This window comes from Kitasatospora sp. NPDC057015, from assembly GCF_042673745.1.
Classification (GTDB): domain Bacteria; phylum Actinomycetota; class Actinomycetes; order Streptomycetales; family Streptomycetaceae; genus Kitasatospora.
The window spans coordinates 36,269-49,502 of the sequence record NZ_JBHUSG010000052.1; the positions used below are offsets into that span (position 1 = coordinate 36,269).

Below are 13,234 nucleotides of genomic sequence, written 5' to 3' on the forward strand. Positions count from 1 at the left end.
CGGGCCCGCCGTCGCACCGGCGGGCCCGGACGCTCACCCTCGCCGCCGGGCCCGGCACCCGATCGCCGGGCCCGGCACCGGTGTTCGGCCCGGCACCGCGGGCTCCCGGGCTTCCGGCCGGACGGGCTCAGCCGGCGGGCCGACCCGCCGTGAAGCGGTGGACGCAGACGTCCCGCAGGAGCCGCAGCAGCGGCCGGAGCCGGCGGTCGGCGCGGTGGGCGGCATCCTCCAGGGCCGGCAGGTCGGCCGGGGTGACCGCCGCCGCGGGCCGGGCGAGCCAGGCCAGCGGGTGCCGCAGGTCGTACCACACGGTGCGCGGCCCCTCCTGGGCCTCGGACTGCGGGGGCCAGCCGCCGTGCGCGACGAACCGGCCGTCGGCGGAGGCCTTCCAGGTCGTGCTCAGGTCCTGGAACCCGGCGGTCGCCGGAGGCTCCGGCACCGGCTGCAGCGTCCGCGAGTCGAAGAACTGCGGCCGGTCGAACGTCCAACCGCCCACCACCCGCCAGGCGGGCACCGAGAACAGGGACTCCAGGATCGGCGTCGCCACCTCGCCGGCGGGCGACAGCTCCCCGTCGTGCAGCTCCCACCGGCGCAGCCCGCCGTTCGCGCCGGCGGTGAGCAGCCCGTCGGTGCCGAGGAAGAGGGGCTCCGCCGGGCCGTCCACCTCGGTGGCGGCGACGACCCGCGCCTCGGGCAGCGCGGCGACCACGATCCGCCGGCCGTCCGCGAGGGCGATCCGGGTGCCCGAGGGGTCGACGGCGATGCGGTCGCAGCGGTGCAGCCCGGTGTCGGCCAGCGGGATCGACACGGGGAAGTCCTCGCCGGTGCCGACCAGGACGGCACGCATCAGGCGCAGGCCCACGACGTACCCGTCCGCGGTGGCCGCCACGCGGGCACCGCGCAGGGCGTCCCCCCAGGCGAGCCGCTGCCCGCCGCCGCGACCGAGCAGGACGAGTTCCTCGTCGGGGGGATCCGGCAGGCTGCGCAGGGCGACGGCGCGGCGCGGGCCCAGGCAGGCCACCGACGTCCATTCGTACCGGTCTCCGCGGTGGAGCCGCTTCAGTCGGCCGTTGGTGAGGTCGAGGGCGTTGAGCGCCCAGGCGCCGTCCGACTGGACGCCGTGCAGGGTGAGTGCGGGCCGGCCGTGGGCGAAGGAGATGCCCGTGCCGCTGCCGTAGTAGGGCGGCAGCGCCGTGCGCGGCGCCGCGACGCCGGCGGGCGGCGGGAACGCGGGTGGTTGCGCCGCCGCCAGCCGCTCCGCCAGCGACCGGGCGGTGGCGTCGGGCGTGGGCAGGCGGTGCAGGAGCGTACGGGCGAGCCGGATGCCGTCCGCGAGCGGGACGGCCAGGGTCAGCGCCCAGAGCCCGGCGAGGTCTCCGGCGGTGGTGAGGCGGTGCGCCTCGCGGTCGACGTCCTCGGTCGTCCCCCAGGGGATCCGGTCGGCATGGCGCCGCCGCTCCTTCTCCTCCTCGACGACGGCGATCCGCGCCGCCCACCGCTCGGACTCCTCGGCGGTCCGCGCGGCGGCCTCGTGCAGGCCCGCGGTGCGCTGGATGGAGCGGATCACGGCCAGCGCGCGGACGAGGCCCGGGCCGTACGCCGTGAGGTCCCCGTCCGCGAGCTGCCGCCAGCGGGGGAGGACGGCCTCCCGGTCGGGCAGCCCCGCCCGGTCGAACGTGGCGGCGGCGGTGACCTGTTGGAGGGCCTCGGCCAGCCCGTCACGGTACGTCTGCGGGTCGGTCTCCGCCAGGTAGGCGAAGAGGGTGACGCCGGCGCGGACGCCCGCCATCGTGTGCGCCCGGTGGTCCGCCGGTTCCCACTCGGCGGTCGGGTTCTCCGCGGTCGGGTCCTCGGCGGTGGCCGAGTCCGGTTCGGTGAGGCGGGACCGCACCAGGGTGCTCTCCGCCAGCGCGGCGGCGGCCTCCGCGGGTCGGTCGGCGGCGACCAAGGCGCTGTACAGCACCTGCAGCCCGTCGGCCAGTTGGAGCTCCATGACGGCCGGATTCGCGGGCACCAGGCGCCGGTCGACGGCCACCGCCTCCGCGGCGAGGTCCACCGCCCGCTGCCGCCAGCCGGGGGTGACGGGCGGGCCGCCGGCCCTGCCCGCCGTCGCCGCGGCGAACCCCTCGGCCAGCTTGTGGTAGCCGACGGTGCGGCCGGCCAGCACCGTCAGGGCGTACGCGAGGCCCGCCTCGTGCTGGCGCGGATCGTCCGCCGCGAGGCGTCGGTTCAGCCGGACGGCCTGTTCGAGGGCCGCGAGCGCGCCCCCGCCGCGGAGGTAGTTCAGCGGCAGCAGCGAGGCCAGATTGACCAGGCAGGGTGCCAGGTGGACGGCCTGGGTCGGGTCGGTCGCGGACAGCCGCCAGAAGATCTCCAACGCCCGGTGCTCGGTCTCCAGGGCCTCCACCGTGCGGCCGGCGGCGCGCAGCCGGCTGGCGAGGTTGACCAGCAGCGCGCCGCCGGCCGACTTCGGGGCGTCGGCGTCCAGCAAGCCGGTCCGCCGGGCGATGTCGACGGCTTCGCGGGAGACGGCGAGAGACTCCTGCTGCCGGCCGTACCGCCCGAGGCGGGTACCGAGGTTGGACAGCACCATGGCGAGCTGCGGTTCGAAGGCCTGCGGATCCGCCTCCGCGAGCGGTCGGTAGAGCCTGACCGCCTCCTCCAGGGCGGTGAGGTTCTCGCGGTAGCGGCCCGCGCCGACCAGGGCGCTCGCGAGGCGGGCGTGGATCGCGGCCCGCGCCGCCGGGTCCTCCGTCCGGGCCAGCCGCCGCCGGGCCAGCGCGCAGGCCAGGTCGGCCACCCCGGGGGCCAGGTCGGTGCGGTCGCGGGCGGGGAGGCGCGACTCCACGGCCTCCAGCACGTCCAGCGGGGCGTCCGGCAGCGCGGCCAGCGCACTGAGGGCGGAACTGCCGGCCTCGACGGCGAGTTCGGGCCGCTCGCGCAGCAGCGGGAAGAGGTGCCCGGCCCCGACGTGCGGCCAGCGGTCGGCGGCCGCGGCCAGCAGGTTGACGGTGCGCCGGGCCCAGCCGGGCGGCGGCAGCCCTTCGGTGAGCACGTGGAGGGTGCGCGGCGCCCACGGGCCGGCCGGATAGTCGGCGAGGTGGCCGGGGAGGGTGAGGGCGCCGAAGTCCTCGGCGAGGCGGTCGGGGTAGAGCGGTTCGAGCACGGTGGCGCGGGCCGGATCGGCGGGTGGGTAGCAGCTCGCGTGGTCGGCCAGCACGCGTTCCGCGGGGAGGGCCAGGTCGAGGCGTCCGATCACCTGCTCACCGGCCGTCGGCGTCAGGGGGCCGGTGAGGGCGGCCGTGAACACCACCTGGTTCATCACCCCGGGCGGGGTGGCCCAGGGCGCCCCGGGTGACGTCCGGCCGCCGAGCCGGTGGGTGCCGTCGCCGTACCGGCGGGCCCAGTGCAGGTGTTCGCGGTCCAGCAGGTAGAGGGTCAGCCCGGCCAGGTCGGTCGGTGTCCGCCGCCCCGTCGACCGGGCGTCGACGGACACCAGCGCCGCCATGTGCACGGCCAGGGTCAGCCCGAACTCCGGTCCGTCCAGCCAGGGTGGCGGCCCCCCTGGCGGCGCGGCCCCGTACCTTGCGGCGAAGCCGTCCCGGGCGGCCGTGAACATCCGGCCGCGCAGGCCCTCGGGGTCGTCCCCCTCGCCGAGCGCGGCGAGCGCCTGGGACGAGGTGCCGGCCCGGTGGTCCGCCAGCGCCGCGCGGACCGCGGGCCAGGGTCCGGTGTCGCGGGCGATCATCAGAACCCGCGCCGGGACGGACGGGTGGTGCAGCAGCGCGTTGCTGAGCAGCCAGGTCAGGTGGGACAGCGGCCACCGGTCGGCGTACTCGACGAGCAGCAGCAGGCCGGCGGCGCCGTCCAGGCGCAGATCCTGGCTGCCCGGCGGCGGCAGGACGGTGCCCGGGCCCTCGGTGGCGGTGACGATCTTCCAGCTCTCCGAGGCCAACTCCCGGGCCAGCTGGGCGGCCAGCCGGGTCTTGCCCTGCCCCCCGGGCGCGTGCAGCCACCGGACGGCCAGCCGGGGGCCCTGCGCGCACCAGGTCCGCAACCCGGCGAGCTCCTCGTCCCGCCCGGTGAAACCGACCACCTCCCAGCGGGCGTTGAGCATCCGGCTCGGCAGCTCCCGCAGCCAGTCGCCGTCCGGGGGATCCTCGGGGTGCCAGTTCTGCAGCAGGTAGACGGGTGTGCCGTCGCCGAAGACGTGGATGTCCGCGCCGATCGCGCCGTAGGCGAAGCCGGCCTCCGCGACCACCCGTTGGTCCATCCGCTGCGGCGGCCCGTCCGGCGGGCCGGAGTCTCCCGGCATCCTCACGACGACCCCTCGGCCGCCCCCTCGGGTGACGGCGGCCGGGGCGGCTCGGCCCGCCCCGACTCGTGCACCACCACGTTGCCGCCGAGCGATCCGTAGGCCCGGCCGTGGTCCCGGGCGGTCACGTTCAGGGTCCAGTGCTGCGCGGCCCGGGGGAGGGAGGCGACGGTACGGGCCACGAACGCCCGCAGTTCCTCCGCGAGTTCGGGGCGCTCGGTGAGCAGCGACTCCAACTCGACCTGCCAGGCGGGCGCCAGGGCGCCGCGTACCCGGTCCGGGTCCGCGGCCCGTACGACCAACTCGGCGTCGTGGTCCAGCCGGGTCGCGACGGCGTGGTGCCGGCCCTCACCGTCGCGCCCGAAGAGCCCGGCCGCACCCGACCTGACGGACTGCCAGGCATCGGTGGCCATCGCCCCGACCAGGGCCGTACCTCCCGCACCGGCCAGCGCCACCAACGACTCGGCGAGCATGCGTCCTCCTCGGTTCCACGCCACCTTCGACCTCTGACATGGTGCCATCACCGCCACCGGGCGGGTAGCGAACGGCTGTTGCGCGGCCCGGCCGGGGCAGGCCCGCGCGCCCGCCGTAGGAGGGGCCCGGCAGGCGGCGGCCCCGAGGTCACCCCCAGTGCGCCAGGAACGGCCGGGCCCAGTCGGCGAACGGCCCGCCGAACTCGGCCTGCGCCGCCGCGACCACCTCGTCGGGATCGTCGGCCGGCGCCAGCCCGAACCGCTCCTCCAGCCAGGCCAGGTAGGCCGGATGGCCGTCGCTCGGCTCGTGGTCGTCGAGGCGGTGGAAGTACGCGCTGTCGTGGTCCACCGAGATCTCGGTGTCGTACCCGAGCAGTCGCAGGAACTCCCGCAGGTCGCGCGCGACCACGTGCTGCCCGCCCTCGTCCCCGAACACCACCACCGGCAGGGCGGCCAGGTCCGAACGGTCGTCCACCCGCCAGAGCGCGTAGATCGAGCCCGAGCCGTTGGCCTGGGCGAACGGGACCAGTCGGGACAGGAAGGCGGGGTCGGCCGACCAGCCGGCGGTCAGGCCGGAGTCGTCGCGGTAGTCCGTCAGCGCGAAGCCCTCGGCGGCGTAGGAGCCGTCCAGTTCGCGCTCCAACTCGGCGATCAGGTTGAGCTCCGGGACGTCGGAGTACGGATCCTGCATGGCGGCCTGCCGATCGGTGGAGGGGGTGCGGTACGCCGACACCCTACGCACCGCCGCCGACACCGGGCGGTGCGCAGCGGGGCCCGGGCCGGGAGCGGGGCCGAGGGCGGGGGCGGAGCGGGCGGCGTCAGGTGTCGTGGCGGTAGAAGTCGACGGACACCTTGACCGGCCCGTCGCCCGTGCTGGTGGCGAGCACGCGGACGACGGCGAGGTCCCGGCTGCCCTGGGCCCGGACGCAGAACGTCCGGCCGGGGCCCAGAGTGGTGAAGGGGAGTGCGGCGTCGGGTCGGCTCTCGACGCCCCGGAGGCAGTCGGCGGGGTCGAGCCGGCCGCCCGGTGGCGCGATGAACGCGTCGCTGTCCTCGGGGACGTAGAACTCGGTGGCGCTGCGTCCCACGTACCAGGCCGCGGTGTCCTGGGGCGCCAGGCTGCCGGCCTTGATGTCGAACTCGTAGGAGTGGTCGGGGGAGGTGAGTTCGGTGCCGGTGTAGACGGCGGTGTAGCCGGGCGGTGCGGCGGGCGGCGCGGCGGGCGTGCCGCCCGTCGGGGTGGCCGGCCCGGTCGAGGCGGGGGCGGTGGCGGACGGGCCGGTGGCGGGCGGACGGGCGCCGGCATCGGTCTGCTCGCCGTCGTCGGCGCCGGGGTCCAGCAGGACGTAGGCGCCCACGGCGCCCGCCAGCAGGGCCGCGGTGGCCGCCAACGCCATCCGGGCGCCGGGTCGCTTCGACCCCGCACGGCCGTACGGGTGGGGTTCCGGCTGCCCGGCCGGCGCCGCCCTGGGGACGCGGACCGTGGGGAGGTCGGCCGTCGCCGCCGGCGCCGGGTCGAGGACGGTCGGGGGCGCCGCCGGGGCGGTGGGCAGTTCGGTGCGGCGGTGGATCTCGGTGCTGATCTGCTGCGGCAGCCAGTCCTCGGCGAAGCGGAGCTGCCCGCCGAGTGCGTGGTGCGCGGCCTCGATCACCTGCGCGGTGGTGGGGCGCTGCTCGGGATCCTTGGCGAGACAGTGCCGGAGCAGTGCCCGCAGTTCCCCGGGCACCCGGTCGAGGTCCGGCTCCTCGTGCACCACCCGGTACAGGGCGGACTGCGGGACCGTCCCGAACGGCGTCGTCCCGGTGGCGACGTGGACGGCCAGCGCGCCCAGGGCGAAGACGTCGGTGGCGGGCGAGGTCGGCCGGCCCAGGGCCTGCTCGGGTGCCATGAAGGCGGGCGATCCGATCCGCAGGCCGACGGCGGTGAGCGCGCTGGCGTCCGCCGCGCGGGCGATGCCGAAGTCGATGACGCGCGGGCCGTCGGCGGCGATCAGTACGTTGGCGGGCTTGAGGTCGCGGTGCACCACACCGGCGGCGTGGATCGCCTGGAGGGCTTCGGCGATGCCGGCCGTCAGCAGGAGCACGGTCTGCTGCGGCAGGGGGCCGTGCCGCAGCACGACCTCGTGCAGCGAGGGGCCGGCCACGTAGGTGGTGGCCAGCCACGGGGTCGCGGCCTCGACCCCGGCGTCGACGACCTGGGCCGTGTAGAGGCCGTGGATGCGCCGGGCGCTGGCGACCTCCTGGGCGAACCGCTCGCGGAACTCGGTGTCCTCCGCCAGCTCCGGCCGGACGACCTTGAGCGCCACCGGCCGCCCGCCCGGGGTGTACGACAGGTAGACCCGCCCCATTCCGCCGACGCCGAGCCGGGCGAACACGCGGTAGCCCCCGACCTCCCGGGGGTCGTCCGCCGACAGCGGCTGGAAGGTCGGGGCCAGGAGCGCGCCGGGACGGTCGGTGGTCATGGTGGCTCTCCCGGCGATTGGGGACGGTGCGGGGCCGCCCCGGCTGGTGGTGGGCACGGGCGGCGCGATCGGGCCTGTTGGGCGGGATGGCACCGGATCCTATCCGACTGTAGTTTCAGTCAGGAACGGGGTTCTGTCCCCGACCGATCCCCGGGTAGGGTGTTGGCCTGTGGCTGACCGTCGAACGACAATCATGGAAGCGGCCGCCCGGGTCATCGCCCGCCGCGGAGTCCGGGGCCTGCGCGTGGAGGAGCTCGCGGCGGAGGCCGGCGTGTCCACCGCGCTGATCTACTACCACTTCAAGGACCGCGCCGGGATCCTCCACGCGACGCTGGAGTTCATCAACGACCGGGCCGGGCGCTACACCACGGAACGCGGCCCCGACGAACCGCCGCTGGACGCCCTGGGCGAGCTGCGGCAGACGCTGCTGCTGGAGTTCCAGGACACCCCCGAGGTGCGCGAGAACAGCACGGCCTGGGGTGAGCTGCGGGCGAGCGCCGTCTTCGACCCCGAGCTCCGCGAGGACCTGGCGCGGGCCACGCTGGTGTGGGTGCAGGAGGTCGCCGAGCTGCTCGGACGCGTCCGGCCGATGGGCGGGGCCGCCGCGCTGGCCGGCTCCGCGGAGCGCCTCACGGCGCTCGTCGAGGGCCTGAGCGTGCGCTGGCTCAGCGGCAGCCTGCCGCTCGCGCACGCCCGCGACCTGATGGCGGAGGCCGTCGACGCCGAGCTGGAGCGGCTTCGCGGGTAGGGCGGTGAGGGCGGATCGGACGCTCCGGTCCGCCCCGGACCCCGTGTCCCCCTGATCCGACGACCCGACCGGTCGGTGTCGCCGAGGCCCGCCCGCCGGGGTGCTGCAGCTGCGCACTCCGCGGGCGGGCTCTCGCATGCCCCTCACCTTGACTGAATTTTCAGTCAATGTCAGAGTGTGGACAGGGACGGGCCAGGTCCGAGTGGCCGGGTGCCGCCGGTGACGGCGCGCGAGCCGGCCGGAGCCCGTCGGCGCGATAATCGATCTGGAGACCCTCATGAGTGACTCGTACGGTGTCAGCCGCTCGCTCGGCAGCCGACTGTTCGGCGACCGGCCCTCGCGCAGGGGCGTCCTCGCCGCCGCCGGCCTCGGCGTGGCGGGGGCGGTGCTCGGGACGGCCGTGGGCTCCTCGCAGCCGGCGGGTGCGGCGACCCGGCGCTGGTGGGTGGACACGGACGACGTGCCGCACGTGCGGACCTGGATGTCCTGGCCCTCCCGCAAGTCCGTCTGGGGCCGCCAGCTGAGCGGCGTGCAGCAGGACATCGCGCTGATCGCCCGGACGATCGCCCGCTTCGAGCCGGTGATCATGTGCGCCCCGGACCAGGAGACCGCCGCGACCGCCAGGTCCTGGTGCGGCCCCGGGGTCACCGTGATCACCTCGATCCCCACCGACGACCTCTGGATGCGCGACATCGCACCCGTCTTCCGGCGCGACGGCCGGGGCGGGCGCGACGCCATCGGCCTGAACTTCAACGGCTGGGGCGGGAAGCAGACCCACCGCGACGACGCCCACGTCGCCTGGGGCGTCGCCGACCGCGAGGGCCTGTCCTTCAGCGCGACGGAGTTCGTCGGCGAGGGCGGGGCGATCGAGACGGACGGCGACGGCACCGTGATGGCCACCGAGAGCAGCCTGGTCAACAAGAACCGCAACCGGGGGATGAGCCGGGCCGAGATCGAGGACGCCGTCCTGGACGCCTACGGCGCCGACAAGATGATCTGGGTGCCGGGCATCAAGGGCAAGGACATCACCGACGACCACATCGACGTCACCTCCCGGTTCGTCCGCCCGGGCGTGGTCATGGTGCAGGTGCCGCCGGCGGGCCGCGACGACGTCTGGGCCCGCGACGCCCGCGAGCAGTTCGCCCTCCTGACCGCGGCCACCGACGCCAGGGGCCGGCGCCTGCGGGTGATCCGGGTCGAGGGGCCGGACACCGTCCGGTCGAAGGACGCGAACTTCGTCGACTCCTACCTCAACTTCCACGTCGTCAACGGCGCGGTGATCACGGCGCAGTTCGGCGACCGGCCGAAGGACGCCGAGGCCGCGCGGGCGCTGGCGGCGGCCTATCCGGGGCGCGAGGTGGTGCAGATCGACGTCGACCGACTGATGGCCGGCGGCGGCGGGATCCACTGCTCCACGATGCACGAGCCGCTGCCGTAGCCGGCGGTCCGGCGGGCCCGCCCGAAGGCGTGCAGGCCGGCAAAGGCCGGCACCCGTGCGGCGGTTCGGTTGCCCGCCGGCCGGACGAGCCGGGGCGTGCCCGCCCCGCGACGACCATCCACCCACCCTCCGTCGGAGCGTTCCGTGTCAGACTTCTCCCCCTCCCGCCGAACCGTGCTGCGATCCGCGGCCGGTGTCGGCCTGCTGGCCCTCGGCGGCGCGGCGTGCGCCCCGTTCGACGACGAGCCGACGGAGCAGCCGCCCCCGCAGGGCGCGACGCCCGGGCGCCGGTTCGGCGCCGAGTGGGAGAGCCACGCCCGTACCTTCATGGCCTGGCCCGCCTCGACCGGCATCTGGGACAGCCAACTCCCGGACGTCCGCCAGGACATCGCCGGTCTGGCGCGCGCCGTCGCCGGCTACGAGCCGGTCGTCCTGTTCGCCCGCCCCGAGCAGGCGGAGGCCGCGCAGCGGGCCTGCGGATCCCAGGTCGAGGTCGTCCCGCTGGCCGTCGACGACCTGTGGGCCCGCGACACCGTGCCGGTGTTCGTCGAGGACTCCGGCACCCTCAAGGGCGTCGACTTCAACTTCAGCGGCTGGGGCAACAAGCAGAAGGAGCACGGCAACGACACCAGGCTCGCCGCCGCACTCCTGGAGAGCCACCGGATCCCGCGGATCGGCACCCCGGTCGTCGCGGAGGGCGGCTCGTTCGAGACCGACGGTCAGGGCACCCTGCTGGTGACCGAGAGCTCGGTGGTCAACGAGCGCCGCAACCCGGGCCGGAGCCGGGACGAGATCGAGGGCGAGCTCAAGAAGGCGCTGGGCGTGACCAAGGTGATCTGGTTCGCGGGCGTCCGCGACCAGGACATCACCGACGCGCACGTCGACTGCCTGGTCCGGTTCGCCGCTCCGGGTGTCGTGCTGCTGGACCAGCCCTTCCCCGGAGCACCCGAGGACGTGTGGTCGCGATCCGCCGCGCAGGCCAAGGAGGTGCTCCGGGACGCGACCGACGCCAACGGCCGGCCGCTGGAGGTCATCGAGCTCCCCCAGCCGGATCCCGACCGGATCACCGGCCGCGGCGACGCCTTCGTCTCCTCGTACATCAACTTCTACGTCGCCAACAAGGCGCTGTTCGTGCCCCGCTTCGGTGACGGCGACGCCGACGCACGGGCCCAGCAGATCCTTCGCGACCACTTCCCCGGGCGGGACATCGTCCCGCTGAAGATCGACAACATCGCCTCCGGCGGCGGCGGGATCCACTGCTCGACCCACGACCAGCCGGGCACACCCGCCTCCTGACCCGCCGGGCCCGACGGCGGGTCAGGGCCACGACCGACCCGGTGCACGACGGCGCCCGACACGAGTGTGTCGGGCGCCGTCGGCGTACCCGGCGGTGCTCCTGATCCCTCGGGTGCTCACCGGGACACCCGCCGTGCCGGTGCTCCGGACGGTGACCGGGCCGAGCGGTTCGACGCCACCGTGGTGGTGCTCGAAGGCCGTTGGTACGGAGCCGGACCATGGGGGAGCTGATACTGGTCAGGCACGGCGAGACCGAGTGGAGCCGAACCGGCCGGTACGCCGGCAGGACCGATGTGCCGATGACGGAGGCCGGGCGGACTGCCGCCCGCAGGCTGGCTCCCGTGCTCTCGGCCCGGCGCCCGATCGCGGCCTTCACCAGCCCGGCCGGCCGGGCGGTGCAGACCGCGAGCCTGATCGGCCTCGCCGAGGTGCGCACCGACGCCGACCTGTGGGAGTGGGACTACGGCGGCTACGAGGGTCTGACCGAGCAGCAGATCTCGGCTGCCCGGCCCGGCTGGAACCTCTGGCACGACGGCGTCGTCCCCGGTGAGGCCGGGTACCCCGGTGAGAGCGTCGCCCAGGTCGGTGCGCGGGTGGACGCCGTACTGGACCGCGTCAGACCACTGCTGGCCGGTGGCGATGTGGCGTTGGTCCTGCACGGGCACCTGCAACGGGTGCTCGCCGCCCGGTGGCTCGGCCTGCCGCCCGAGGCCGGGCGGTTGCTCCGGCACCCGGGCACCGGGACGCTCAGCACGCTCGGCACCGAGCACGACGAGCCCGTGATCGGCACCTGGAACGTGCCCGCCGCCGTGGCAGCCGCGAGCGCGGCGGCGGACTAGCGCGATTGCGGTCCGCCGCCGCTCGGCTCTGCTCCGCACTGCTCGGCGCCGACCGGCGATCGGGCGGCCCGGTCCGGTCAGGTGGTCCGGGCGGACCGGTGCGAGCCCTCCGCCGGGGCGGGAGCCGTCGGCGCACCGGCGGGCGTCACCGCGGGCCGGGCCGACTCGGCCGGCGGGGGAGTCGCGTCGTCCGCCGCGGCGCCGTCCTCGCGCAGGGCGGAGGTCTCCGCCTTCAGGATGCGCATGGACTTCCCCAGTCCACGGGCCATGTCGGGCAGTTTCTTCGAGCCGAACAGCAGGATCAGGACGGCCAGCATGATGAGGGCGTGCCAGGGCTCCAGACCGTTGCGGAACATGTGGTCCCACCTTCCTTCGTGAGATGAGTCGGATTCGTCGGTCGGGTCGGTCGCGTCGGTCCCGTCGGATTCGCGGCTGAGGCGATGTCGGGCGGGTCCGTCCGTCGAGGCCGGGCCCGCCCGAGGAGGTTGGCCCGCCCGAGCAGGTCGGCCGGCCCCGCCCCGGGTCGCACGGGGAGTGCCGGGCCGACGGCAGCGACCGAAGCCCACACGGCTTTGCCGTGCGGGCTGATGGGCGTGACCCCCCAGTCGTCGGCCAGGGCTTCGATCAGCACCATGCCCCGGCCCGTGGTCCGGGTCGCACTGGCGGGTTTGATCTCCACCCGGCCCGGTGAACCGTCCGCCACCGCGATCAGCAGCCGGCCCGCGCGCAACTCCAGGAGCACCGTTGCCCCGCGGCCGTGCAGCAGCGCGTTGGTGAGCAGTTCGGAGAGCAGGAGGCACGGCGTGTCCGGGTCGATCCCGCCGGCGACGAGCCGGTCACGGAGCAGCCGTCGTACGGTTCCCACCCCGTCGGCCGTCATGGCCGGGCGGAGGTCGAACCTGAAGTCGGACGTGCCGGCGTCGGGCGTGTTCACCACAGGAGAGAGCATCGGAGGGTCTCCGTTCCCGGTGTGTTCGGCCCCCCGCGGCGGGTCGCCGCAGGCTCCACTCTCGCACTGACTAAAAAGTCAGTCAATATCACGGGCGAAGGGAATGCGGGTCGAGGCGCGACCGGTGGCCGGGCTGGGCTCAGGCGCGGTGCAGCTCCGCACCGATCGCGTCCGTGAGCAGCCGGCGCGCGTGTTCCAGGGGCAGTGAGCCGCTGAGCCAGCGGACGCTGAGGCCTTCGAGGAGGGCGGTCAGGCGTTCGGCGGACGCCGCGTGCGCGGGTGCCGTGCCCATGGGGTGGGCGCGGCCGAGCAGCTCGGCGATCTCGTGCACCCAGGTGTGGGTGGCCTTGGCGAGGTCCTCGCGCAGATCCGGGTCGAAGACGGCGCTGGCTCGCAACTCACCCCAGGCCGTGCTGTTCTCCCGCACCTCGGGGGTGTCCTGGAGCTCCAGGAGCAGGACCTGCTCCAGGTCGCTCCGCGGGTCGGCCGGCTGTGCCCCCGGGTCCCGTTCGGCGGTGTAGCGGTCGGCGCGATCGCTGATGAACTCCAGGGTCTGGCGAAGGATCCCGGCGCGATCGGTGAAGTGGTAGTAGATCAGCGAGGTGGAGACCCCCGCCTCGCTCGCCAGCTCCCCCACGCGCAGTCCGCGCACGCCGCGGCGCGCGATGACGCGGGTCGCGGCTCTGAGTATCTCTGTTCGACGGTCCGACACGA

The 13,234-nt window shown here is 75.4% G+C and carries 11 protein-coding genes; 4 read left to right on the plus strand and 7 right to left on the minus strand.

The features are described from left to right. Positions 1-127: 127 nt before the first annotated feature. From ACFTWP_RS34250 to ACFTWP_RS34265, 4 genes are all read right to left on the minus strand, one after another. Positions 128-4,321, minus strand: a complete 4,194-nt coding sequence (locus tag ACFTWP_RS34250) for a hypothetical protein (protein WP_380268911.1) — start codon at positions 4,319-4,321, stop codon at positions 128-130. Continuing rightward, the gene (locus ACFTWP_RS34255) at positions 4,318-4,788 is read right to left on the minus strand and encodes a hypothetical protein (RefSeq protein WP_380268912.1); all 471 of its coding nucleotides are present in this window, start codon (positions 4,786-4,788) and stop codon (positions 4,318-4,320) included. The genes ACFTWP_RS34250 and ACFTWP_RS34255 overlap by 4 nt, the downstream gene beginning before the upstream one ends. A 148-nt stretch (positions 4,789-4,936) precedes the next feature. Further along, complete coding sequence (locus ACFTWP_RS34260; RefSeq protein ID WP_380268913.1) at positions 4,937-5,479, minus strand: hypothetical protein; 543 nt, start codon at positions 5,477-5,479, stop codon at positions 4,937-4,939. A 127-nt stretch (positions 5,480-5,606) separates the two neighbouring features. Further along, positions 5,607-7,250 carry a serine/threonine-protein kinase gene (locus ACFTWP_RS34265; protein ID WP_380268914.1) on the minus strand — a complete coding sequence of 548 codons (1,644 nt, stop codon included), beginning with the start codon at positions 7,248-7,250 and terminating at the stop codon, positions 5,607-5,609. 193 nt (positions 7,251-7,443) lie between these two features. Between ACFTWP_RS34265 and ACFTWP_RS34270 the strand changes: the two genes are divergently transcribed. The 4 genes from ACFTWP_RS34270 to ACFTWP_RS34285 all read left to right on the plus strand — a co-directional run bounded on the left by ACFTWP_RS34270 (position 7,444) and on the right by ACFTWP_RS34285 (position 11,571). After that, complete coding sequence (locus tag ACFTWP_RS34270; RefSeq protein ID WP_380268915.1) at positions 7,444-7,998, plus strand: TetR/AcrR family transcriptional regulator; 555 nt, start codon at positions 7,444-7,446, stop codon at positions 7,996-7,998. Positions 7,999-8,275: 277 nt separating this feature from the next. After that, positions 8,276-9,436, plus strand: a complete 1,161-nt coding sequence (locus ACFTWP_RS34275) for an agmatine/peptidylarginine deiminase (protein WP_380268916.1) — start codon at positions 8,276-8,278, stop codon at positions 9,434-9,436. Positions 9,437-9,580: 144 nt separating this feature from the next. Beyond that, a complete protein-coding gene (locus tag ACFTWP_RS34280) occupies positions 9,581-10,732 on the plus strand; it encodes an agmatine/peptidylarginine deiminase (protein ID WP_380268917.1) in 1,152 nt (383 codons plus the stop codon). A gap of 218 nt (positions 10,733-10,950) precedes the next feature. After that, positions 10,951-11,571, plus strand: a complete 621-nt coding sequence (locus ACFTWP_RS34285) for a histidine phosphatase family protein (protein WP_380268918.1) — start codon at positions 10,951-10,953, stop codon at positions 11,569-11,571. A gap of 77 nt (positions 11,572-11,648) precedes the next feature. On the opposite strand, the gene tatA is transcribed toward ACFTWP_RS34285, so the two are convergent. The 3 genes from tatA to ACFTWP_RS34300 all read right to left on the minus strand — a co-directional run bounded on the left by tatA (position 11,649) and on the right by ACFTWP_RS34300 (position 13,232). Next, complete coding sequence (gene tatA, locus ACFTWP_RS34290) at positions 11,649-11,927, minus strand: Sec-independent protein translocase subunit TatA (protein WP_380268919.1); 279 nt, start codon at positions 11,925-11,927, stop codon at positions 11,649-11,651. Next, positions 11,873-12,508, minus strand: coding sequence for an ATP-binding protein (locus ACFTWP_RS34295; protein ID WP_380268920.1), 636 nt, complete (start codon positions 12,506-12,508; stop codon positions 11,873-11,875). Before ACFTWP_RS34295 ends, tatA begins: the two co-directional genes overlap by 55 nt. A gap of 151 nt (positions 12,509-12,659) precedes the next feature. Next, on the minus strand, positions 12,660-13,232 hold the full coding sequence (locus ACFTWP_RS34300; RefSeq protein ID WP_380268921.1) for a TetR/AcrR family transcriptional regulator: 573 nt from the start codon (positions 13,230-13,232) through the stop codon (positions 12,660-12,662). Positions 13,233-13,234: the final 2 nt, after the last annotated feature.

Excerpts from the sequence above, each read along its gene's own strand:
- ACFTWP_RS34255 (WP_380268912.1), bottom strand. The coding sequence starts at position 4,788 with ATGCTCGCCGAGTCGTTGGTGGCGCTGGCCGGTGCGGGAGGTACGGCC.
- ACFTWP_RS34260 (WP_380268913.1), bottom strand. The coding sequence starts at position 5,479 with ATGCAGGATCCGTACTCCGACGTCCCGGAGCTCAACCTGATCGCCGAG.
- ACFTWP_RS34265 (WP_380268914.1), bottom strand. The coding sequence starts at position 7,250 with ATGACCACCGACCGTCCCGGCGCGCTCCTGGCCCCGACCTTCCAGCCG.
- ACFTWP_RS34270 (WP_380268915.1), top strand. The coding sequence starts at position 7,444 with ATGGAAGCGGCCGCCCGGGTCATCGCCCGCCGCGGAGTCCGGGGCCTG.
- ACFTWP_RS34275 (WP_380268916.1), top strand. The coding sequence starts at position 8,276 with ATGAGTGACTCGTACGGTGTCAGCCGCTCGCTCGGCAGCCGACTGTTC.
- ACFTWP_RS34285 (WP_380268918.1), top strand. The coding sequence starts at position 10,951 with ATGGGGGAGCTGATACTGGTCAGGCACGGCGAGACCGAGTGGAGCCGA.
- tatA (WP_380268919.1), bottom strand. The coding sequence starts at position 11,927 with ATGTTCCGCAACGGTCTGGAGCCCTGGCACGCCCTCATCATGCTGGCC.